Origin of the sequence: Micromonospora sp. NPDC047740 (assembly GCF_043204735.1) — a bacterium.
Classification (GTDB): domain Bacteria; phylum Actinomycetota; class Actinomycetes; order Mycobacteriales; family Micromonosporaceae; genus Micromonospora.
Genome location: NZ_JBIDCT010000017.1, coordinates 100,666 through 122,532 on the forward strand (window position 1 = coordinate 100,666; position 21,867 = coordinate 122,532).

At 72.7% G+C, this 21,867-nt stretch carries 18 protein-coding genes; 10 read left to right on the forward strand and 8 right to left on the reverse strand.

Annotated elements, in window-relative coordinates:
* Positions 1–208: 208 nt before the first annotated feature.
* Positions 209–1,138, forward strand: a complete 930-nt coding sequence (locus ACGF4F_RS28040) for an NAD(+)/NADH kinase (protein ID WP_393081870.1) — start codon at positions 209–211, stop codon at positions 1,136–1,138.
* Positions 1,139–1,269: 131 nt separating this feature from the next.
* Here ACGF4F_RS28040 and pgm read toward each other — a convergent pair whose 3' ends face one another.
* Both pgm and glgC read right to left on the reverse strand, forming a co-directional pair.
* Entirely contained in the window at positions 1,270–2,913 is a 1,644-nt protein-coding gene (pgm, locus tag ACGF4F_RS28045; protein WP_393081873.1) for a phosphoglucomutase (alpha-D-glucose-1,6-bisphosphate-dependent), read from the reverse strand.
* A gap of 29 nt (positions 2,914–2,942) precedes the next feature.
* On the reverse strand, positions 2,943–4,175 hold the full coding sequence (gene glgC / locus ACGF4F_RS28050; RefSeq protein WP_357441350.1) for a glucose-1-phosphate adenylyltransferase: 1,233 nt from the start codon (positions 4,173–4,175) through the stop codon (positions 2,943–2,945).
* Positions 4,176–4,270: 95 nt separating this feature from the next.
* Here glgC and glgA point away from each other — a divergent pair, with 95 nt between their 5' ends.
* The gene (gene glgA / locus ACGF4F_RS28055) at positions 4,271–5,479 is read left to right on the forward strand and encodes a glycogen synthase (protein WP_393081877.1); all 1,209 of its coding nucleotides are present in this window, start codon (positions 4,271–4,273) and stop codon (positions 5,477–5,479) included.
* An 8-nt stretch (positions 5,480–5,487) separates the two neighbouring features.
* Here glgA and ACGF4F_RS28060 read toward each other — a convergent pair whose 3' ends face one another.
* Both ACGF4F_RS28060 and ACGF4F_RS28065 read right to left on the reverse strand, forming a co-directional pair.
* Positions 5,488–5,943, reverse strand: coding sequence for a type II toxin-antitoxin system VapC family toxin (locus ACGF4F_RS28060; protein ID WP_393081880.1), 456 nt, complete (start codon positions 5,941–5,943; stop codon positions 5,488–5,490).
* Complete coding sequence (locus ACGF4F_RS28065) at positions 5,933–6,172, reverse strand: AbrB/MazE/SpoVT family DNA-binding domain-containing protein (protein WP_073839703.1); 240 nt, start codon at positions 6,170–6,172, stop codon at positions 5,933–5,935. Before ACGF4F_RS28065 ends, ACGF4F_RS28060 begins: the two co-directional genes overlap by 11 nt.
* A gap of 116 nt (positions 6,173–6,288) precedes the next feature.
* Here ACGF4F_RS28065 and ACGF4F_RS28070 point away from each other — a divergent pair, with 116 nt between their 5' ends.
* Complete coding sequence (locus ACGF4F_RS28070) at positions 6,289–8,385, forward strand: alpha-1,4-glucan--maltose-1-phosphate maltosyltransferase (RefSeq protein WP_393081883.1); 2,097 nt, start codon at positions 6,289–6,291, stop codon at positions 8,383–8,385.
* Positions 8,373–10,475 (forward strand): 1,4-alpha-glucan branching protein GlgB, encoded by a 2,103-nt coding sequence (gene glgB / locus ACGF4F_RS28075; protein WP_393081886.1) that lies wholly within the window; start codon positions 8,373–8,375, stop codon positions 10,473–10,475. The genes ACGF4F_RS28070 and glgB overlap by 13 nt, the downstream gene beginning before the upstream one ends.
* Positions 10,476–10,563: 88 nt before the next feature.
* On the opposite strand, the gene ACGF4F_RS28080 is transcribed toward glgB, so the two are convergent.
* Entirely contained in the window at positions 10,564–11,712 is a 1,149-nt protein-coding gene (locus ACGF4F_RS28080) for an acyltransferase family protein (protein ID WP_393081889.1), read from the reverse strand.
* 370 nt (positions 11,713–12,082) lie between these two features.
* Positions 12,083–13,123 carry an App1 family protein gene (locus tag ACGF4F_RS28085; RefSeq protein WP_393081892.1) on the reverse strand — a complete coding sequence of 347 codons (1,041 nt, stop codon included), beginning with the start codon at positions 13,121–13,123 and terminating at the stop codon, positions 12,083–12,085.
* A 129-nt stretch (positions 13,124–13,252) separates the two neighbouring features.
* On the opposite strand from ACGF4F_RS28085, the gene ACGF4F_RS28090 reads away from it, so the two are divergent.
* The 4 genes from ACGF4F_RS28090 to ACGF4F_RS28105 all read left to right on the forward strand — a co-directional run bounded on the left by ACGF4F_RS28090 (position 13,253) and on the right by ACGF4F_RS28105 (position 17,533).
* Positions 13,253–14,863, forward strand: a complete 1,611-nt coding sequence (locus ACGF4F_RS28090; RefSeq protein WP_393081895.1) for a hypothetical protein — start codon at positions 13,253–13,255, stop codon at positions 14,861–14,863.
* 22 nt (positions 14,864–14,885) lie between these two features.
* On the forward strand, positions 14,886–15,683 hold the full coding sequence (gene yaaA, locus ACGF4F_RS28095) for a peroxide stress protein YaaA (protein WP_357441360.1): 798 nt from the start codon (positions 14,886–14,888) through the stop codon (positions 15,681–15,683).
* A 95-nt stretch (positions 15,684–15,778) separates the two neighbouring features.
* Positions 15,779–16,444 (forward strand): hypothetical protein, encoded by a 666-nt coding sequence (locus ACGF4F_RS28100; RefSeq protein WP_387277491.1) that lies wholly within the window; start codon positions 15,779–15,781, stop codon positions 16,442–16,444.
* A 126-nt stretch (positions 16,445–16,570) separates the two neighbouring features.
* Complete coding sequence (locus ACGF4F_RS28105) at positions 16,571–17,533, forward strand: TAXI family TRAP transporter solute-binding subunit (RefSeq protein ID WP_393081899.1); 963 nt, start codon at positions 16,571–16,573, stop codon at positions 17,531–17,533.
* Positions 17,534–17,557: 24 nt separating this feature from the next.
* On the opposite strand, the gene ACGF4F_RS28110 is transcribed toward ACGF4F_RS28105, so the two are convergent.
* Positions 17,558–19,006, reverse strand: coding sequence for a sensor histidine kinase (locus tag ACGF4F_RS28110; RefSeq protein WP_393081902.1), 1,449 nt, complete (start codon positions 19,004–19,006; stop codon positions 17,558–17,560).
* A gap of 10 nt (positions 19,007–19,016) precedes the next feature.
* Entirely contained in the window at positions 19,017–19,709 is a 693-nt protein-coding gene (locus tag ACGF4F_RS28115; RefSeq protein ID WP_357441366.1) for a response regulator transcription factor, read from the reverse strand.
* A gap of 83 nt (positions 19,710–19,792) precedes the next feature.
* Here ACGF4F_RS28115 and ACGF4F_RS28120 point away from each other — a divergent pair, with 83 nt between their 5' ends.
* On the forward strand, positions 19,793–21,058 hold the full coding sequence (locus ACGF4F_RS28120; protein ID WP_393081905.1) for a glycosyltransferase family 39 protein: 1,266 nt from the start codon (positions 19,793–19,795) through the stop codon (positions 21,056–21,058).
* A gap of 241 nt (positions 21,059–21,299) precedes the next feature.
* The gene (locus ACGF4F_RS28125) at positions 21,300–21,842 is read left to right on the forward strand and encodes an acyltransferase (protein ID WP_393081908.1); all 543 of its coding nucleotides are present in this window, start codon (positions 21,300–21,302) and stop codon (positions 21,840–21,842) included.
* The last annotated feature ends 25 nt before the right edge of the window (positions 21,843–21,867 follow it).

The window sequence follows — 21,867 nt, forward strand, 5'->3', positions numbered from 1 at the left end:
GACGAACCCTGATGTCAGCTTAGAGGGGAATCTTTCGGTTTTATCCGATTATTCCCGTCCGCGTCGGCGCGACCCCGGACCACGGCCGTGGGGAGCCGGGGCACCTTGGCGCCGGGCGGCCACATGATCGCCCAGGACTCGGCACCCCGCCCGCGTCGTCGTGCCCGGTTTACCCGCCTTGTCCCCGGTCCTGTGGTGAGCTGTACCGGTGGCGGGGTATGTGTTCGGGCTGGTGCTGCATCCCACCCGGGACGTCTCCGAGGTGGTCGGGATCATCGACCGGTGGGCGGTCCGGCACGGCAAGACACTGGCCGTCCGCGCCGAGGACCGGCACCGGGTCCCGTCGTCGGTGCAGCCGGTCCCGGGGCCGGAGCTGGCCGCCCGCTCGGACGCCTTGATCAGCATCGGCGGGGACGGCACCATGCTGGGTGCGCTGCGCGCGGCGGTGCACGACCCGAAACCGGTGCTCGGGGTGCACCTGGGCCGGGTCGGCTTCCTGGTCGAGGTGGAGCCGCCGGACCTGCCGCGGGCGCTGGACCGCCTGGTGGCGCACGACTTCACCATCGAGTCGCACGCCTGCCTGGCCTGCGACGTCTGCGGGGACGACGTGGTGGCGTTCAACGACGTCGCCCTGGTCCGCCAGCCGGGCCTGGGCTTCGTCACCGCCAGCCTCGCCGTCGACGGCCAGGAGTACGGCTACTACCGCTGCGACGCCCTGGTGGTGAGTACGCCGACCGGCTCGACCGCGTACAGCTACGCCGCCGGCGGACCGCTGGTGTCGCCCGCCACCCAGGCGGTGGTGGTGACGCCCTCCGCGCCCATGTCGGGCATCTCCCGATCGGTGGTGTTCTCCCCCGAGGAGAGGATCCGGCTCGACCTCCGGCCCAGTTCGGCGCCGGTGGCTGTCGAGGTCGACGGTCTCGTGATCCGCGACGCCGCCACGGAGGGCGCGGTGGAGGCCCGGTACGTCCGCGACGCCGGCCTGGTCGTCCGGCTCGATCCCCGCCGCTACCAGGAGCGCAGCCAGCTCAAGCTCAGCCTGCTCGACCTGCCGCTGCTGCCCGACCAGCTCCGGGAACTGCTGCCCGAGGAGCTGCGCGAGCAGCTCACCCGGCGCGAGCTGGCCCCGCCCCGCTGACCAGGGACGGGCCGCCGGACGGGAGTCCGCCGCTGACCGGGAGGGGCCGCCGGACGGGAGCCCGCCGCCGGGCGAGAGCAGTCGCCGGGAGCAGCCCGCCCGGGCAGCCGCGACGAGCGCCGGGACCGGCGTCAGCCCTTCGACAGCACCGCGTCGACCAGGGCCTTGGCCTCCTCCTGGATCCGGGCCAGATGCTCCGGGCCCTGGAACGACTCGGCGTAGATCTTGTAGACGTCCTCGGTGCCGGACGGCCGGGCGGCGAACCAGCCCGACTCGGTGGTCACCTTCAGCCCGCCGATCGGTGCGCCGTTGCCGGGCGCGGTGGTGAGGATGGCCGTGATCGGCTCGCCGGCCAGCTCGGTCGCGGTCACCTGCTCCGGGGAGAGCTTGCCGAGGACGGCCTTCTCCTCCCGGCTGGCCGGGGCGTCGATGCGGGCGTACGCGGGCGCGCCGAAGCGCTCGGCCAGCTCGGCCCAGTGCTGGCTGGGGCTGCGCCCGGTGGTGGCGATGATCTCCGCGGCGAGCAGGCAGAGCAGGATGCCGTCCTTGTCGGTGGTCCAGGTGCTGCCGTCCCGGCGCAGGAAGGACGCGCCGGCGCTCTCCTCGCCGCCGAACCCGACCGCCCCGTCGAGCAGGCCGGGCACGAACCACTTGAAGCCGACCGGCACCTCCAGCAGCGGGCGACCCAGGTCGGCGGCGACCCGGTCGATCATGGAGGAGGAGACCAGGGTCTTGCCGACCGCCGCCGCGGGCCCCCACTGGTCCCTGGTACGGAACAGGTGGCCGATCGCCACCGCCAGGTAGTGGTTGGGGTTCATCAGGCCACCGTCCGGGGTGACGATGCCGTGCCGGTCGGCGTCGGCGTCGTTGCCGGTGGAGACCTGGAACCGGTCGCGGGCGGCGATCAGCGAGGCCATCGCGTTCGGCGAGGAGCAGTCCATCCGGATCTTGCCGTCGCCGTCGAGGGTCATGAACCGCCAGGTCGGGTCGACGGTCGGGTTGATGACCGTCAGGTCGAGCCGGTGCCGCTCGGCGATCTCGCCCCAGTACGCCACGCTCGCCCCGCCCATCGGGTCGGCGCCGATGCGGACCCCGGCGTCGCGGATCGCGGCGATGTCCAGCACGGCCGGCAGGTCGTCGACGTACCGGGCCAAGAAGTCGTACTCCCCGGTGGTGTCGGCGGCCCGGGCCCGCGCGTACGGGAGGCGCTTCACCTCCTTGAGCCCGGCGGTGAGGACGGCGTTCGCGCGGTCCTGGATCCACTTGGTGACGTCGGTGTCGGCGGGCCCGCCGTGGGTGGGGTTGTACTTGAAGCCGCCGTCGTCGGGTGGGTTATGCGACGGGGTGATCACGATGCCGTCGGCGAGGCCGGCGCTGCGCCCCCGATTGTGGGTGAGGATGGCGTGCGACAGCGCCGGGGTGGGCGTGTAGCCGTCGCGGCTGTCCAGCAGCACGGTGACCTCGTTGGCGGCGAGCACCTCCAGCGCGTTGACCGCCGCCGGGGCGGAAAGCGCGTGGGTGTCCCGGGCGAGGAACAGCGGGCCGTCCAGGCCCCGCTCCCGCCGGTAGTCGCAGAGCGCCTGGGTGACGGCGAGGATGTGGTCCTCATTGAAGGCGTTCTTCAGGCTGGACCCGCGATGGCCGGAGGTGCCGAACGAGACCTGCTGCGCCGGGTCCGCCGGATCGGGGTGCGCGGCGTAGTAGGCGGTGACCAGCCGGGGCACGTCGACCAGGTCGGCGGGCTCGGCGGGCTGGCCGGCGCGGGGGTGGGCCACTGCGGGGTCCTCCTTGCGAGTTCGGGCGGTCAGGGCTCGACGGTCTGGCCCTTGCCGATGACCACGATGCCGTTGTCGGAGACGGTGTAGCGCTGGCGGTCCTTCTCCAGGTCGACGCCGATCTCGGCGCCCTCCGGGACGTAGACGTTCTTGTCCAGGATGGCCCTTCGGACCACCGCGTGTCGGCCGATCTCGACACCCTCCATGAGCACGGCGCCGTCCACGTGCGCCCAGGAGTGGACCTTCACCTTCGGCGAGACGATCGAGTTCTCCACCAGCGAGCCCGAGATCACCGACCCGGGCGAGATCAACGAGCCGACCGCCCGGCCGACCCGCTCCCCCCAAGCGTGGACGAACTTGGCCGGCGGGTAGGGCGGCTGGTTGCTGTAGATCGGCCAGTCGAAGTTGTAGAGGTTGAACACCGGGTGGACATTGATCAGGTCCATGTGGGCGTCGTAGAACGAGTCGAGCGTTCCCACGTCCCGCCAGTAGCCCCGGTCCCGGTCCGTGCTGCCGGGCACCTCGTTGTCCTTGAAGTCGTAGACGTTGGCCTCGCCCCGCTCGACCAGCATCGGGATGATGCTGCCACCCATGTCGTGCTTGCTGCTCTTGTCCTCGGCGTCGTGCTCGACGGCGTCGATCAGGGCCTTCGTGGTGAAGACGTAGTTGCCCATCGAGGCGTAGATCTGGTCCGGCGCGTCGGGCAGCCCCACCGCGTCGGTGGGCTTCTCGCGGAACGCTCGGATCCGCCGGCCGTCCTCACCGACCTCGATCACGCCGAACTGGTTCGCCATCGACAGCGGCTGGCGGATGCCCGCCACGGTGACCGCGGCGCCCGAGGCGATGTGGTCCTCCACCATCTGCCGCGGGTCCATCCGGTAGATGTGGTCCGCGCCGAAGACGATCACGTAGTCCGGCTGCTCGTCGTAGATCAGATTGAAGCTCTGGTAGATCGCGTCGGCCGAGCCGGCGAACCACCACGGGCCGCGGCGCTGCTGCGCCGGCACCGGGGTGACGTAGTTGCCGAGCATGGTCGACATGCGCCACGTCGTGGTGATGTGCCGGTCCAGTGAGTGGGACTTGTACTGGGTCAGCACGACGATCCTGAGGTAGCCGGCGTTCGCCAGGTTGGAGAGGACGAAGTCGACCATGCGGTACATCCCGCCGAAGGGGACGGCGGGCTTCGCCCGGTCGGTGGTGAGGGGCATCAGGCGCTTGCCCTCCCCGCCGGCTAGGACGATCGCGAGCACCTTGGCAGCCATGCTCAGACGCTATCGATCCTGCCCCGACTTCACCACTCGTACGGGCACAGTTCCGCGCCGGGTGCGCGGCGGGCTTGTGCACTAGGGTGCCGGTCATGACGGATTCCGCTCGGCTGCGCGTTGATCTGCTCACCCGGGAGTACCCGCCGGAGGTGTACGGCGGGGCCGGGGTGCACGTCGAGTACCTGGCGCGCGAGCTGCGCCGCCTCGCCGACGTGCGGGTGCACTGCTTCGGCGCGCCGCGCGACGAGCCGGGTGTCACCGCGTACGCCGAGCCGGTGGAACTGGCCGGCGCGAACCCGGCGCTGCGGACCATGGGCCTCGACCTGGAGATGGCGGCCGGCTGCGCCGGCACCGACGTGGTGCACAGCCACACCTGGTACGCCAACCTGGCCGGGCACACCGCGAAGCTGCTGTACGGGGTGCCGCACGTGGTCACCGCGCACAGCCTGGAGCCGCTGCGCCCGTGGAAGGCCGAACAGCTCGGCGGCGGGTACGCCCTCTCCTCCTGGTGCGAGCGCACGGCGGTGGAGGCCGCCGACGCGGTGATCGCGGTCAGCGAGGGGATGCGGCGGGATGTGCTGACGGCCTACCCGGCGGTGAATCCGGACCGGGTGCGGGTGGTCTACAACGGCATCGACACCGGGCAGTACACCCCGGACCACGGCACCGACGTGGTGGACCGGCTCGGCATCGACCCGTCCCGCCCCAGCGTGGTCTACGTCGGGCGGATCACCCGGCAGAAGGGCCTGCCCTACCTGCTGCGGGCGGCCCGGGAGCTGCCCGCCGACACCCAGCTCGTGCTGCTCGCCGGCGCCCCCGACACCCCGGACATCGCGGCCGAGGTGGAGGAACTGGTCGCCGAGCTGCAGGCCACCCGCTCCGGGGTGGTCTGGGTGGCCGCGATGCTGCCCAAGCACGAGGTGATCCAGGTGCTCACCCACGCCACGATCTTCGCCTGCCCGTCCGTGTACGAGCCGATGGGCATCGTCAACCTGGAGGCGATGGCCTGCGAGACGGCCGTGGTGGCGACCGCCACCGGCGGCATCCCCGAGGTGGTCGTCGACGGCGAGACCGGGCTGCTGGTGCCGATCGACCAGGCCTCTGACGGCAGCGGCCGGCCGCTGGATCCGGAACGGTTCGTGGCCGACCTGGCGGCCCGGCTCAACGAGCTGCTGGCCGAACCGGCGCGCACCGCCGAGTTCGGCCGGGCCGGGCGGCGGAGGGCGGTGGAGCATTTCTCCTGGGACTCGATCGCGCGGCGGACGCTGGAGGTGTACCGGTCGGTGGGCGCCGCCGGCTGACACGCCGGTCAGGTGCCGGGCGAGATCAACGCCAGCTTCGGGAAGTACGTACGGTACCGGCCACCGTCCCGGGTCAACAGGCGGTACCCGCATACCGCCGCATGGGCTCCGATGTAGAAGTCGGCGATCGGTGAACGCTTGGTTCCGCCCTGCGCACGGTATCGCGCGTACGCCTTGCCGGCCAGGAAGCCCGCCGGATACGGCAGTTCCTCGCGCAGGAAGTCCGCGGCCGGCAGCGCTTCGTCAAGTTCCTCGATGGTGGCGAAGCGCACCGACACCTCGGCGTACACGATCGGATTAATGACCAGAGCACCGGCGTCCCGGGCGGCAGCCAGGGCGTCGCCCGACCACTCCGCCCAGCGCGGGTCCTCGGTGAAGATGTCCAGCAGGACGTTGGTGTCGACCAGAGTGGTGGCCGAATCACCCGCTCGGGCGGCGACGGCCCGGACCCGCTCACTCGCCACGGAGCAGTTCCATCAACTCGTCCGTGGACATCCCCTCGGCTGCTCGGGCCCCACCGCGCCCGCGCATGTGGCGGACCAGGCGTTGCCCCCGGGTTTCGGCGCCGCTCACCCGCACGATCCGCAACGCGCCGCCCTCCTCGACGACGTCGACCTCGTCGCCCTCGTGCAGCCCGTACCGGGCGCGCAGGGCGGCGGGGATGGTCACCTGACCTTTGCTGTTCAGCTTCATCGCGACCCTCCTGACACGTAATACAAATGGTACGTGTCAGGGGCTACCCATGGGCCCGACGGGTAAAGCACGTCTCGACCCGAGCGCGAAGCGATCTCGCGCAGTAGGTTGAACCGGTGACTGGACGGTTCCCGATCGAAGACGTCTCCCCCGTCGTCTCCTGCGGTCGCTACCCGGCCAAGGCCGTGGTGGACGAACTCGTACCGGTGTCGGCCCGCGCCTACCGCGAGGGACACGACGCGCTCGGCTGCAACGTGGTCTGGCTCGGCCCGGACGGCGCGGCCCGCCCGTTCACCCGGCTGCGGCCCGGCGAGCCCGGCCAGGACCGCTGGCACGCCACCATCCGCCCGGACGCGGTCGGCACCTGGCGATTCGCCGTCGAGGCGTTCCACGATCCGTACCTGACCTGGCAGAACGCGGTGACCAAGAAGCTCGCCGCCGGCCAGGGCCTAGCCGAGCTGGCCAACGACCTGGCCGAGGGCGCCCGGGTGCTGGAGGCGGCGCTGGAGCTGGTGCCAGCGGCCGACCGGGCGCGGGTCCGGGCGGCGGCCGCCGCGCTGCGCGCCGACGACCTGGAGCTGCGCCGGCGGGTCGGCCCGGCGCTCGACCTGGCCGCGCTGCTCTGGGACCACCCGGTCCGGGAGCTGGTCACCACCGGCGAGGAATACCAGCTCTGGGTGGACCGGCCCCGGGCGCTCTACTCCGCCTGGTACGAGTTCTTCCCCCGCTCCGAGGGCGCGATCCCGGCCACCGTCGACGCGCCGGCCCAGTCAGGCACCTTCAGCACCGCCGTCGACCGGCTCCCCGGCGTCGCGGCGATGGGCTTCGACGTGCTCTACCTGCCGCCCATCCATCCGATCGGCCGGGTCAACCGCAAGGGCCGCAACAACTCGCTCACCGCCGGGCCGGACGACGTCGGCTCGCCGTGGGCGATCGGCGCCGCCGAGGGCGGCCACGACGCCATCCACCCCGACCTGGGTACGCCGGAGGACTTCCGCGCCTTCCTCGCCGCCGCCGCCGAGCAGGGCCTGGAGGTGGCGATGGACCTGGCGTTGCAGTGCGCCCCGGACCACCCGTGGGTGACCGAGCACCCGGAGTGGTTCACCACCCGGGCCGACGGCAGCATCGCGTACGCGGAGAACCCGCCGAAGAAGTACCAGGACATCTACCCGCTGAACTTCGACAACGACCCGGCGGGCATCCGGGCGGAGATCCTGCGGGTGGTGCTGCACTGGGTCGGCGAGGGGATCCGGATCTTCCGGGTCGACAACCCGCACACCAAGCCGTTCGACTTCTGGCACTGGCTGATCTGGGAGGTCAAGCAGGTCGACCCGGACGTGCTCTTCCTCGCCGAGGCGTTCACCCGCCCGGCGATCATGCATGGCCTCGGCAAGATCGGCTTCACCCAGTCGTACACGTACTTCACCTGGCGCACGACGGCGGCGGAGATGCGGGCGTACTGCGAGGAGCTGGTCGCGGCGGCCGACTACATGCGACCGAACTTCTGGCCCAACACCCCGGACATCCTGCACGAGTCCCTCCAGCACGGCGGCCCGCCGATGTTCAAGATCCGGGCGGTGCTGGCCGCGCTGCTCTCCCCCTCCTGGGGCATGTACGCCGGTTTCGAGCTCTTCGAACACGTCGCCCGCCCCGGCGCCGAGGAGTACCTGGACAACGAGAAGTACGAGCTGCGCCCCCGGGACTGGGCCGACGCCGAGGCGCACGGCCGCTCGCTCGCCCCGTTCATCACCACCCTCAACCGGGTACGCCACGACAACCCCGCCCTGCACCGGCTGCGCAACCTGCGCTTCCACGACATCGACAACCCGGCCCTGCTCTGCTGGTCCAAGCACGACCCGGACACCGGCAACACCGTGCTGGTCATCTGCTCGTTCGACTCCCGCGCCGTGCAGTGGGGCAACACCACCCTGGACATGCCGGCGCTCGGCCTCGACTGGCACGACCGGTTCACCGTCCACGACGAGCTGACCGGGGTCAGCTACGACTGGGGGCAGCGCAACGCCGTCCGGCTCGACCCGTACCTGCAACCCGCGCACGTGTTCACCGTGCGGCGCGCCGCCGCGCCGGCCGCACCGGACCCGGCGAACCCGGCGGCGCCCGACCTGACCGTCGAGGACGTGCCCGCCGACCTGTCCGGCGGCACCGCCCCGACCGCACCGGCCGTGGAGGACGACGAACGATGGAGCAGCTGATCTCCGGCCAGGCGCACGACCCGCACGCCGTGCTCGGCGCGCATCCGGCAGCCGGGCGCACCACCATCCGGACCCTGCGGCGCGGCGCCACCGACGTGGCCGTGCTGGTCGGCGACGAACGGCATCCGATGAAGCGGGTGCACGACGTCGGCGTCTTCGAGACCGTGCTGCCCGGCGAGGTGCTCGACTACCGGGTCGAGGTCGACGGCACGGTGCACGACGACCCGTACCGCCACCCGCCCACGCTGGGCGAGCTGGACCTGCACCTCATCGGCGAGGGGCGGCACGAGCGGCTCTGGGAGGCGCTCGGCGCCCGGGTGTTCGACGAGGGCGTGGCCTTCACCGTCTGGGCCCCGAATGCCCGCGGGGTGCGGGTGGTCGGCGACTTCACCGGCTGGGCGCCCGACGACGGCTGGCCGATGCGCTCGCTCGGCGCCAGCGGGGTGTGGGAGATCTTCGTGCCGGGCGTGCCGGTCGGCGCCCGCTACAAGTACCGGATCCTCGGCGCCGACGGGCACTGGCGGGACAAGGCCGACCCGCTGGCCGCGCGCACCGAGGTGCCGCCGGCCACCGCCTCGGTGGTGCACCACTCCACCTACGAGTGGGGCGACGCGGCCTGGCTGGCGCGCCGGGCGAAGCGGCGACCGCACCAGGAGCCGATGAGCGTGTACGAGGTGCACCTCGGCTCCTGGCGGCCCGGCCTCGGCTACCGCGACCTCGCCGAGCAGCTCACCGAGTACGTGACCACCATGGGTTTCACCCACGTGGAGTTCCTGCCGGTGATGGAGCACCCGTTCGGCGGCTCCTGGGGCTACCAGGTCACCGGCTACTACGCCCCCACCGCCCGGTTCGGCGACCCGGACGACTTCCGCCACCTGGTGGACCGGCTGCACCAGGCCGGCATCGGCGTGCTCCTCGACTGGGTGCCGGCCCACTTCCCGCGCGACGAGTGGGCCCTGGCCCGCTTCGACGGCACCCCGCTCTACGAGCACCCCGACCCGCGCCGCGGCGAGCACCCCGACTGGGGCACGTACGTCTTCGACTTCGGCCGCCGGGAGGTGCGCAACTTCCTGGTGGCGAACGCGCTCTACTGGTGCGAGCAGTTCCACGCCGACGGGCTGCGGGTCGACGCGGTCGCCTCGATGCTCTACCTGGACTACTCCCGCCAGGAGGGCCAGTGGGTGCCCAACGTGCACGGCGGCCGGGAGAACCTGGAGGCGATCGCGTTCCTCCAGGAGGCCAACGCCACCGTCTACAAGCACCACCCTGGGGTGGTGATGGTCGCCGAGGAGTCCACCGCCTGGCCGGGTGTCACCCGCCCGACGGCTGAGGGCGGGCTGGGCTTCGGCTTCAAGTGGAACATGGGCTGGATGCACGACACCCTGCTCTACACCTCGAAGGACCCGATCTACCGGCAGCACCACCACCATCAGCTCACCTTCTCCCTCGCGTACGCGTGGAGCGAGAACTACGTGCTGCCGATCAGCCACGACGAGGTGGTGCACGGCAAGGGGTCGCTGGCCGGCAAGATGCCCGGCGACACCTGGCAGCGGCTGGCCAACGTGCGGGCGCTCCTGGCGTACATGTGGGCGCACCCCGGCAAGCAACTGCTCTTCATGGGCTGCGAACTGGCCGACGACCGGGAGTGGAGCGAGGAGCGCGGCCTCGACTGGTACCTGCTGCACGACCCGGCGCGGGCCGGCGTGCAACGCCTCGTCGGCGACCTGAACCGGGTCTACCGGGCAACCCCGGCGCTGTGGGCGCAGGACACCGAGCCCGCCGGCTTCCGCTGGATCTCCGGGGACGACGCCGCCAACAACACGGTCTCGTTCATCCGGATCGCCCCCGACGGCCAGACGCTGGTATGCGTGGCGAACTTCTCCGCGCTCCCGCTGGAGGGTTACCGGATCGGCCTGCCGGCCGCGGGCGCCTGGACCGAGGTGATCAACACCGACGCCCACCACTACGGCGGGTCCGGGGTCGGGAACCTCGGCGCGGTGCACGCGGAGAGCGTGCCCTGGCATGGGATGGCCGCCTCGGCGGCGCTGCGGGTCCCCCCGCTCGGCGTCCTCTGGCTCCATCGGGACTGACCGTGGTCAGGCGGCGGCAGGTGTGGTCATCGTCCCCTGAAGTCGCGCGGAACACGATGGTCGGGATTCGAGCGGCGTTAGCAACGAATTACCGATTCAGGACACTAGGCGCCTTCGGCTGCGGCCCGATCTCATCCGCTGGCGTACCTTCGTTGAGGCCGCGTCCGGAGCGGGAGCTCACCCGCTTTCGCTTCAAGGCCGGCTTCTCGATGAAGTTCCACGACAGCGCCGCGAGAGTCAGGGAGACCGCCAAGACGACGAAGGTCACCGTGTAATCGGGCAGGTGGCTGTCCAGGCCCCACCAGAGGATGGCGTTCACAATCAGCATGTGCCAGATGTAGCTGCCGTAACTGAGGTCACCGAATCGCTTCGGGAACTTCTCGAACGCCCGCGGTCCGCGCTCGCCCACGCACACAACGACGTAAGAGAGGGCGAGCCCCTTGATCAGGGCGACCAGCGGGATATCGAAGAGGTGCTCGTTTGCTTGGACTGCGGCAATGTAGACGGCTGCCGCAACCGCGGCACGGGGCCAGGTCAGACGGACATGCTTGAGGCCCCACAAGTACCAGGCGACGCCGAGCCCGAACCACCAAAGGTAGGGCAGGAAGGTGACCTTCAACAACTTGCCGGCCATGCCGTCGACGCCGGGTGACAGCACCCAGGTAACAGCACCGGCCGCGAGGAGAACTCCCAAGAAGACTCGGATCCTGATCCGGCGACTGGCAAGCACGAGGAGCGGAACGAAGACATAGAAAGAGACCTCGACCGCAATTGTCGCCAGGCTGCCGTTGACGTTTCCGACCCCGAAATCTTCCAGAAAGCCAGGGCTGTAGAACGGCGCAAGGAAGGCCATCGACAGGATCCAGGAGACGCCACGGACGGATGCGATGTCGGAGGAGGCGGCGGCACCGACCGCGACTACGAAGATCACCGCGATCACCCCGTAAACCCACAGGGCGGGCCCGATTCGCAGGACCCGGTTCTCGTAGAAGTCGCGCCACCAGGTGCCGGTGCGGTCCCGTTCCATCAGTCGGTCAGCGGACCGAAAGACGAAAAGACCGCTGATGATGAAGAACGTATGCAAGCCCTCGTATACCCAGAGCGCGTCGCCTGACCGGTGCCACAGAAACGGAACGCCGAGGTGGTTCGATGTGTGCTCCAGCAGAACCTCAACAGCAGCGATCAGCCGAATGAAGTCGTAGGCGTTCACACGCCGCGTCAGATCCTCCGCAAGCATGGCGAAAGCGTACATCCGGTCAGCATTCGGGCATGAGGCGCCACACCGTCACGCGCCGGTTCTCCAGCACAGCTTGGGCACCGCTGGGCCCCTACCCAGAATGAGCGACCGTACGGCGCCGTTGGCTCGGCTCCCAGATGGGCATCGCGGTGTCCGCCCATTTGGCGGCGGTCAAAGACGGCCCGCTGGCAGTGGCCCGGATCTGCGGCACCGGGACTGTCGCCGGCGACGATTAGCCGGGAGCTGCGCCGCAACGCCGCCGCGCGCATGACCGCAGCTACGACGCTGACCTCGTACGCGGTCGAAGCCGGGAGCGGTTGTGTCGCTCATAACTCCTTCTCGCGTTCCTTGCGTGTGGGACCGGCATACGTCAGACCAGGCCGGCTTCCCGCAGCAGCTTCCAGAGGCCGGCGCCGTCCGGCGCGGCGAGCCACTTCTGCCCGACCGGGCCGGCGGACGGGCGGCCGGGCGGGGCGGGCAGGCTACCGGCGAGCACCGACTGGGTGGGCGACAACCGGCGGATCGCCACCCCGGCCACGTTGTCCGGGTGCGCGGCGGCGAACTCGCGGTAGATCTCCTGGTCGTGCTGCCCGTCGTCGCCGATCAGCAGCCACCGGACGTCCGGGAACTCCCGGGCCAGCCGGGCCAGGGTGGCCCGCTTGTGCTCCTTGCCGCTGCGGAACCACCGGTCGGCCGTCGGCCCCCAGTCGGTGAGCAGCAGCGGCCCCGCCGGGTAGAGGTGCCGGGAGAGAAAACGGGTGAGCGTCGGCGCGACGTTCCAGGCGCCCGTGGACAGGTAGAAGACGGGGGCGCCGGGGTGGGCGGTGACCAGCCGCTCGTAGAGCACCGCCATGCCGGGCACGGCGGCCCGGGCGTGCTCGTCGAGGACGAAGGTGTTCCAGGCGGCGAGCAGCGGCCGGGGCAGCGCGGTGACCATGACCGAGTCGTCGATGTCGGAGAGGATGCCGAACCGGACGTTCGGGTCGAGCACGCGGACCAGGGCTTCGACCGGCTCGGCGTCGGGGACGCTGAGGCGTACGCTGCCCCAGCCGGGGGTGAAGTCGGCCTCGATGACGGTGTCGACGAAGCCGCTGCGGTCCGCCGTCGTCTCGTGGCGTACGTCGCCGGCCTCGATAGTCACCGTGGCGTGCTTGGCGGGCAGGGTGGCGAAGCTGCGCCAGCCGCGGACCTTCTCCGGTCGGGCCCGCTGGCGGACGTCCGGCCGGCCGAGCAGCACCCGGCAGAGCACCCGCGCCCAGCCCGGCGCGCCGTACCCGGCGTACGCGATGATGTTGACCTTCCAACCCGTGCGCCGCAGCCGACGCTCGACCAGGCCGTGGACGGCGTCCTCGATCCGTGCGGCCCGGTGCAGCCGCGGTACGGCGAGTTCTCCGGCAGGTGTGGCGGGCACGCTGTCACCCTGCCACACGCAGGCGACGGCGGCCACGCGAGTGCGGCCGGCCCCGACTCCGCCGATCCGCCCCGCCACCGGGTGGCACCGTGAAAAACTGCGGTCGGGACGACGACGGGGGCGTTGGTCGTGTCGACAGCTGTGCAGCACCGCGGGTGGTGGCACCCCACACTCGACCGACCGGCGCTCGTCGCCCTGCTGCTCGGGGCGGCCGGGGTCGGCTACCGGCTGGTCCTGACGCTGCTGACCCTGCCCGGCTCGAACAGCGACGAGGCGACGTTCGGCCTCGCCGCCCTGCACATCGCCGCCGGCCGCGAGCGGCCGGTCTTCCTGTACGGCCAGCACTACATGGGCGTGCTGGAGTCCTACCTGGCGGCCCCGTTGGTCGGCTGGGCCGGGCCGAGCTGGCCGGTGCTGCGGCTGCCACTGCTGGTGCTCTACGCGGTCTTCCTCTGGCTGGCGTACCGGCTGACCCGCCGCCTCTACTCCCCCTGGCTGGCCACCTTCGTGGTGGGGCTGCTGGCGCTCGGTTCGGAGCGGGTGGTCCGGGACCAGCTCACCGTGGTGGGCGGCCGGCCGGAGGTGAAGCCGGCGGTGCTGGCGATGCTGCTGATCGCGGTGGCCCTCGGCGAACGCCGGGTGCGGCACCGCTGGCTGGCCACCGGCGTGTTCGGCCTGCTCGCCGGGCTGGCGCTCTGGTCGGACTGGCTGATCGTGCCCTACCTGGCGGTGGCCGGGATCGTGCTGCTCTGGGCGGCGCCCCGGGACCTGATCGGCTGGCCCGGTGTGCTGCTGATCGCCGGCTTCGTGGTCGGGGTCGCCCCGATGATCAAGGACAATCTCGATGCCCCGCCCGGGCAGGACTCGCTGTCGGTGTTCCAGCAGATCAGCACGAAGGCGGGCGCGGCGCCGTCCTGGTCGGACCGGGTGCACGGCGGCCTGCTGGAGGGGGTGCCGCTGGCCGGCGGGCTCTGCCGCGCGGCCGGCTGCGCCCGGTGGCAGGAGTGGTTCGGGCTGCTCTACCCGGTGCTGCTGGTGGCCGCCGCCGTGCTGGGGCTGGTCGCCCTCCGGCGGGCCGCCGACGCCGCCGGACGGGTCCGGGTGGTCGCGCACCTCGCCCTGGTCGTCGGGGCCGTGCTGACCCTGCTCGGGTACGTGCGCAGCCCGCTCGCCGCGACCGATCCGCTGGGCAACGCCCGCTACCTGTCGGTGCTGCAGATCTCGCTGCCGGCGGTGCTGTGGCCGCTCTGGCTGGCCGCCGCGCGAGCCTGGCGGGGCACGGCGGGAGTGGCGGCCCGGGTCGGCGGGGCGGTGGCCGGCCTGGCGCTGGCCGCGGTGGCCGCGGCGACGGTGACGGCCACCGTGGCGTTCGTCGCGGACGCCCCCTCGGTGCGGGCCGAGGAGCGGCAGACCCGCGAGCTGGCCGGCGCGGTCCGTGGGGCCGGGCTGCACGAGGTGTACGGGGACTACTGGACCTGCAACCGGCTGATCTTCAACACCGGCGAGGCGGTGGTCTGCGGGGTGCTCGACGGCAACCTGACCCCGGGGCAGAACCGCTACCCGCCGTACTGGCGGCAGGTGGGGCGGGCGGCCCGGCCCGGGTACGTGCTCAAGGCCGGGTCGTCGGCGGAGCGCACGCTGCGCTGGTGGCTCGGCGACGGGGCCGACGCCGCCGTGGTCGCCGAGGTCGGCGGCTATCGCGTGTACCACCCGGAGAGCGCCGTACGGCCCTGGCGCTGAGGTTGGGTCGTACGCTGAGCCGATGCTCATCCTGCTGCCCCCGTCCGAGGGGAAGGCCGAGGCCGGCACCGGTCGCCGGCTGGACCTGTCCCGGCTCTCGCTGCCGGAGCTGACCCCGGCCCGGGAGGAGGTGCTGGCCGCGCTCGTCGCGCTCTGCGCCGGGCCGGACGAGGCGGCGGCCCGGGCCGCGCTGGGCCTCAGCGAGGGGCAGGGCGGCGAACTGCGCCGCAATGCCCGGCTGCGTGTGGCGGCGACCGCGCCGGCCGACCGGATCTACACCGGGGTGCTCTACGAGGCGCTCGACCTGGCCTCGCTGCCGCCCGCCGCGGCCCGGCTGGCCCGCCGCTCGGTGCTGGTCAGCTCCGGCCTGTGGGGCGCGGTACGCCTCACCGACCGGATCCCGCCGTACCGCTGCCCCGTGGGGGCGAAGCTGCCGGGGATCGGGGCGCTGTCGGCGTACTGGCGGCAGGCGCTGGTCCCGGCGATGGCGGCGGCGGCCGGCCGGGGGCCGGTGCTGGACCTGCGTTCCGGCGCGTACGCGGCCACCTGGGCGCCGCGCGGGGAGGTCGCGGAGCGCACGGTGACGGTGCGGGTGCTGCACGAGCGCGACGTCGATGGGGTGCCGACCCGGTCGGTGGTGAGCCACTTCAACAAGGCCACCAAGGGCCGGCTGGTCCGCGACCTGCTCACGGCCGGCGTCCGGCCGCGCACCACCGCCGCCCTGGTGGGAGCGCTGCGGGACCTGAAGTACACGGTCGAGGAGCAGCCCGCGCCCGCCGGCCGGCCACGCCAGGTTGACGTCGTCGTGACGGAGTTGTAGCCGCAATTTTTCCTCAAGGCTCGGGCGCAGCGGTTTCGTCGTGCCGGCCAGGGGGCCACGGTAAGGGAACCCCACGCCGACAAGGAGTTCCTGCCATGGCCTCCGACTCCACGCTGCTCGACCGGCCACACCGGTCGCTGCCGCTCCCACCGCTGGACTGGCTGACCCTGGCCGACGCGTTCGAGGTCGCCTGCCTGATGCGCTGCACCCCACCCCCGGCCACCGACGGCCGCCGGGTCGACACCGGCACGTACCGGGGCGGGGTCGCCGAGTTCAACCACGAGGCCGCGGCGCACCGGATGCGGCAGCTGCTCGGCCGCCTGGACGTACCGGTGGAGCACGAGCTGACCACCGGCGGCCTGCGCCGCCGCTACGAGCTGCACCGGTTGTCCGTGCCCCGGGAGCACTGGTCGGCGTACGCGATCCTGCTGGAGACCGGCTGGCGGCAGGGCCGCCGGGAGCTGCTCGGGGGGCCCGTCCCCGGCGCCTCCCCGGCCCGGCGGGTGTGGCGGCCCCGGTTGGCCGCGGCGGCCTGGCGCGCGGCGCTGCTGGCCGGCGGGCGGCACGTCCGCCGGCATTGTCTCGGCGTCCGGCTGACCGACCGGGACCTGGCCGCGGTCCTGGTCCGCAGCGCGGCGCTGCTGGACGTCCCGGCGGTGCTCCGGCCCGGCGGCGGCTGCTTCCTGGTGAGCGTGCCCAACGGCCCGCACCGCGCGCGGATCGTGGACAGCGCCACCCTCGCCCCGGCGCAGGCCTGCTGAGCCGTCCGCCCGGCCCAGCCGCCGCGCGGCGCCGCCGGGTCGAACCGTCCGCACCGCGCCGGGCGGGACCACCGGCGCCGCGTCCGGGCTTGCGCGGCGGCGGGTGCACAGCGCAGAGTGCAGCGCGTGAGCCGACGCTGGTCTGTGCGCGGCCGGCGGCCGACCTCGGCGCCGGCGGCCCTGGTGCTGCTGTTGGTGTCGACCCTCGGCGGGCTCGCCGGCTGCCGGGACGCGCCGACCCCGGCCGTGCGGATCCGGATCGCCACGGGCAGCCCGACCGCCGTCTACCACGCCTTCGGCCAGTCGCTGGCCGCCATCCTCAACCGGGAGCTGCCCGGGGTGCAGGCCAGCGTGGTGGTCACCGCGGCGTCCGCGCAGAACGTCCGGCTGGTCGGCTCCGGGGAGGCGGAGCTGGGCTTCACCCAGGCCGACGTGCTGCCACCCCGGTCCCCGGACCACCCCGCCGTACTCGCCGTGGCCCGGGTCTACGACGACCTGCTGCACCTGGTCACCACCGCCGGCGGCCCGGTACGCACGCTCGCCGACCTGCGCGGGCGGCGGGTGTCGGTAGGCGCCTACGGCTCCGGCACCGAGGTCACCGCCATTCGCCTGCTGGAGGTGGCGCAGCTCGGCGGCGACCAGGTCTGGCAGGAGCACCTGGGCCTGGACGACTCGCTGGCGGCGCTGCGGGCCGGCCGGATCGACGCGTTCTTCTTCTCCGGCGGCCTGCCGGTACGCGGCGTCGCCGACCTGGCCGGAAGCACCGCGATGCGGCTGGTCGACCTGGGTGAGTGGACCGAGCCGCTGCGCCGCCGGTACGGGCAGGTGTACGTGACCCGGGACATTCCCCGCTCGGTGTACGGTGTGGACCCGATCAGCACGGTGGCCAACCCGAACTACCTGATCGTCCGCGCCGACCTACCAGAGGCGTTGGTGCGGGAGCTGACCCGGCTGCTGATGGACCGCCGGGAGGAGCTGGCCGCGGCCCATCCGGCGGCCGGCCGGATGAGTCCCCGGTCCGCGATCGTCACCACCCCGCTCCCGTTGCATCCGGGGGCGGCGGGCTGGTACCGGTCGACCAAACCCTGACCCCGAAGGATCCGCGGCGCGGGCTCAGCCGGCGGCGGAGCCGACCCGCTCGGCAGGGCCGATGCCGTCCGCGCCGTCGCCGCTCGCCGGGCCCGTGACGGGGTCCTCCGGGCTCGGGAACCACAGCTCGGCGACCAGCCCCCGGGGCCGGCCCTGGCGCATCGTCAACCGGCCGTCGGAGGCGTCGACCAGCACCGCCACGATGGTCAGCCCCAGCCCGGCCCCGTCCACGTTCTGCACGTCGGGCGCCCGCCAGAACCGCTCGGTGGCCTGGTCGAGCTGGCTGGCCGTCATGCCCGGGCCGGTGTCCCGCACCTGCAGCGCGATTCCACCGTCGGCGGAGCGTACCGCCACGGTCACCTCTGCCCCGGTACCGCTGAACTTGACCGCGTTGTCGATCAGCGCGTCGAGCGCCTGGTCGATCGCGGTCGGCACGGTCCGGGCGTACGCGGGCGCCGCGGCCGCGTCCAGCCGGAGGGTGACCGACCGGTGCCGGGCCAGCGGCAGCCAGGCCGCCAGCCGGGAGGCCGCGACCTCGGCGGCGTCCACGGTGACCCGCTGGTTCTCCGCCCGTTCGGCCCGGGCCAGGGTGAGCAGGGCGTCGAGCAGGGTGGCCAGTCGGTCGGTCTCCTCCAGCGCCAGCCGGTGCTCGGCGCGGCCGTCGTCGTCGGTCAGGCTCGGTCCCAGCTCCTCCACCCGCAGCCGCAGCGCGGTCAGCGGGTTGCGCAGCTGGTGGCTGGCGTGCGCCACGAACGCCCGCTGCCGGTCCATCACGTCGGAGACCGCGTCGGCCATGTTGTTGAAGCTCGCCGCCAGTCGGCGCAGCTCGGGCGGGCCGAGCCGCGGGCGTACCCGGGCGGTGCGGTCGCCCTCGGCGATCTCGTGGGTCACCGCGTCCAGCTCGGTGACCGGACGCAGCACCCAGCCGGCCAGCCCGAACGCGGTGGAGATGCAGGCCAGCACCACGAGCACGCCGATCGCGGTGAGCAGCGCCCACCAGGAGGCCACGGTACGTCGGACCTTGCCGGCCGGGGTCGCGGTGACCACCGCGCCGAGCACCTCGCCGCCGTCGGTGACCGGGACCGCCACCACGACCGGTTCGTCCACCCAGGGCCACACCGAGTCGGGCCCGCTGAACTGCTGGCCCGCCAGCGCGGTGTCCAGGGCGACGACGGTGCCCGGGCCGGGCTCCCAGCTCACCGAGGCGGTCACGGTACCGCCCTCCCGGTCGACCAGCGCGGCCGCGATGCCGTACAGGTCGTCGTAGGCGGCCAGCTCGCTGTCGAGCGGGCCGGGCCCGCCGCCGCGCAGCGCCGGGCCGCCCAGCGAGGCGAACCGGCTGGCGTCGGCGAGCCGGTCGGCGCGGACCCGGTCGGTCTCCCGGGTGGCCAGGGTGACCGCCAGCGGCGTCTCCAGGGCCAGCAGGACCAGCACCATCAGCAGCAGATAGCTGATCACCAGCCGGCGGCGCACCCCGGCCCCCTCACTCGCCGCGGAGCCGGTAGCCGACCCCGCGTACGGTCTCCACCAGCTTCGGGTCGCCGAGCTTGCCCCGCAGCGAGCCGACGTGCACCTCGACCGTGTGCCGGTCCGCCCAGGTGGTGCCCCAGACGTCGAGCAGGATCCGGTCCCGCGGCACGGCCACGCCGGGCTGCCGGGCCAGGGAGAGCAGGATGTCGAACTCCTTGCGGGTGAGCGCGACCGCTCGGCCGGCCACACTGACCGTCCGGCCGCCCACGTCGATGCGGACCGCGCCCGCCTCGATCAGGTTGCGCTCCGGCACGGTGTGCGCCGCCCGCCGCAGCACCGCCTCGATGCGCGCCTGGAGCTCCACCATCGAGAACGGCTTGACCACGTAGTCGTCGGCGCCCAGCCGGAGGCCGAGCACCCGGTCGCGTTCCTCGCCCCGGGCGGTCACCGCGATGATGCCGAGCTGGCTGCTGCGCCGGCGCAGTTCCCGGCACAGGTCGGTGCCGTCGCCGTCGGGCAGGGTCAGGTCGAGCAGCACCAGATCGCAGGGGGCGGCGGAGAGGGCGGCTTCCACGGTGGCGGCGTGCTCCACCTCGTAGCCCCGCCGGATCAGCGCGGAGGACAGGGCGCCGGCCACCCGACGATCGTCCTCGACCAGGAGGATCCGCACCCGTGCCTCCGTTCCCTCTACCTGCTGCCCACGCATCGTGGCAGACGTGCGCGCGCGACGGGAGCCCCAGGCACGTCGTGGGTACGGCGGGCCGGGCCGGTGGGCTATGGTTCTGCCTTGTGTCCGCTCCCGCCCCCGCGCACGACGAGCCGGCGTTCGCTCCCGACGTCGACGCCCCGACCGCCCTTCGGCAACGCTCCGGGGACCCGGGATCCCGCGCCGACGCGGAGGGCCGGTCGGATGCCGTGGCCGAGGAACGTCCGGGGCGGCCCTGGCACCGGCACCCGGCGGTGGCGCCGGTCGCGCTCTACGCCCTGCTGCGGCTCAGCGGGCTGGTCGTCCTCGGGCTCTTCGCCCACCGGTCCGGCGCGGACTTCTGGTCGCTGCTGCACAGCCGGTTCGACGGCATCTGGTACGTGGGGATCGCCGACGACGGATACGACACCGGGATGGTCGGCAACCACCCGAAGTCCCACAGCACGCTGCCGAACCTGCCGTTCTTCCCGCTCTACCCGGGGCTGATCGCGGCGGTCGCCGCCGTCACCCCGTTCTCCACCCAGATCGCCGCGCTGATCGTCTCCTGGGCGGCCGGCCTGGCCGCCGCGTGGGGCATCTACGCCGTCGGCGCGCACCTCAGCTCGCGCAAGGTGGGCCTGATCCTGGTGGCCCTCTGGGCGGTCCTGCCGCACGCCGTCGTGCAGAACATGGCCTACACGGAGACGGTGTTCACCGCGCTCGTCGCGTGGACGCTCTACGCGCTGCTGCGCCGGCAGTGGCTGACCGCCGGCCTGCTCTGCCTGGTCGCCGGACTCTCCCGGCCGACCGCCACAACCCTGGTCGCGGCGGTCGGGGTGGCCGCACTGGTGGCGATCGTCCGCCGCCAGGACGGCTGGCGGCCGTGGGTGGCGGGGCTGCTCGCCCCACTCGGCTACCTGGGTTACCTGGCCTGGATCGGGCATCGCCTCGGCCGGGTCGACGCCTACTTCGAGATGCAGGAGAAGTACTGGCGGATCGGCTTCGACGGCGGCGTCTCGACGGCCAGGACGCTGAAGAAGGTGCTGGTCGAGCCGGCCTCGCTGCCCATGTACGTGTCCACCCTGCTGCTGGGTGTCGCGGTGGTGCTGATCGCGCTGCTCGTGCTGCACCGCTACCCGCTGCCGCTGGTGATTTACTCGGTCATGTTCTTCCTGCTCAGCATCGGCACGGAGAACTACTACTGGGCGAAGGGCCGTTATCTGGTGCCCGCCTTCACGCTGCTCCTGCCGGTCGCCGTGGGGCTGGCGAAGGCGCGGCGGAGCACCATGCTGGCCGTGTTCGCGTTTCTCGTGGTCGTCTCCGCGGGTTACGGCGTCTACCTGAGCCTGATCTGGAAGTGGTCGCCCTGACCGCTGGCGCTTCGGCGGGTGCCGCCGCCCGCAGCCGCTGACGGACCACCGGGCGCCGACGTGCGGTCGGCGTTGCTCGACTGCCGGCTCGGTATGCTACGCCGAGCCCGATCACCGGCCGGCCGACGCCGCCGGGTGTCGGCTGGTCCCGGCCCGCGCGGTCGCCTCGGTCCCCCGGGCGCGGTCCGACGCACGGCTCCGATGGCGCGACGGCGCGCCCTGCGACGATGCGAGTTGAAGGATGACTGACACCAACGACCGTTCCCCGTCCGTGTTCGTCCACCCGACGGCCGAGGTGGAGGACGGCGCCCAGGTCGGCGACGGCACCAAGGTCTGGCACCTGGCCCACATCCGGTCGAGCGCCCAGGTCGGTGCCGGTTGCGTGATCGGGCGCAACGTGTACGTCGACGCGAACGTCACCGTCGGCGACCGCGTCAAGATCCAGAACAACGTCTCGGTCTACCAGGGCGTCACCATCGAGGACGAGGTCTTCGTCGGCCCGTCCGCGGTGTTCACCAACGACTTCCGCCCGCGCGCCCAGAACCCGGACTGGACGATCACCCCGACCCTGGTCCACCGGGGCGCCTCGATCGGCGCCAACGCCACCCTGGTCTGCGGCATCGAGGTCGGCGAGTACGCCATGATCGCCGCCGGTTCCGTGGTCACCAAGGACGTCAAGCCGTACCAGCTGGTGGCCGGCAACCCGGCGCGCCCGAAGGGCTGGGTCGACGAGAAGGGCGACGTCGTCTCCCGGGACGTCGACACCCCCCCGGCGCAGCACTGACGGCACCGGTGGCCGGCCGGGAACC

Coding starts and splice junctions, on each gene's coding strand:
- ACGF4F_RS28125 (WP_393081908.1), top strand. CDS start 21,300: ATGACTGACACCAACGACCGTTCCCCGTCCGTGTTCGTCCACCCGACG.
- ACGF4F_RS28100 (WP_387277491.1), top strand. CDS start 15,779: ATGGCCTCCGACTCCACGCTGCTCGACCGGCCACACCGGTCGCTGCCG.
- ACGF4F_RS28065 (WP_073839703.1), bottom strand. CDS start 6,172: ATGAAGCTGAACAGCAAAGGTCAGGTGACCATCCCCGCCGCCCTGCGC.
- glgC (WP_357441350.1), bottom strand. CDS start 4,175: ATGGCTGCCAAGGTGCTCGCGATCGTCCTAGCCGGCGGGGAGGGCAAG.
- glgB (WP_393081886.1), top strand. CDS start 8,373: ATGGAGCAGCTGATCTCCGGCCAGGCGCACGACCCGCACGCCGTGCTC.
- ACGF4F_RS28115 (WP_357441366.1), bottom strand. CDS start 19,709: ATGCGTGGGCAGCAGGTAGAGGGAACGGAGGCACGGGTGCGGATCCTC.
- glgA (WP_393081877.1), top strand. CDS start 4,271: ATGACGGATTCCGCTCGGCTGCGCGTTGATCTGCTCACCCGGGAGTAC.
- ACGF4F_RS28080 (WP_393081889.1), bottom strand. CDS start 11,712: ATGCTTGCGGAGGATCTGACGCGGCGTGTGAACGCCTACGACTTCATT.
- yaaA (WP_357441360.1), top strand. CDS start 14,886: ATGCTCATCCTGCTGCCCCCGTCCGAGGGGAAGGCCGAGGCCGGCACC.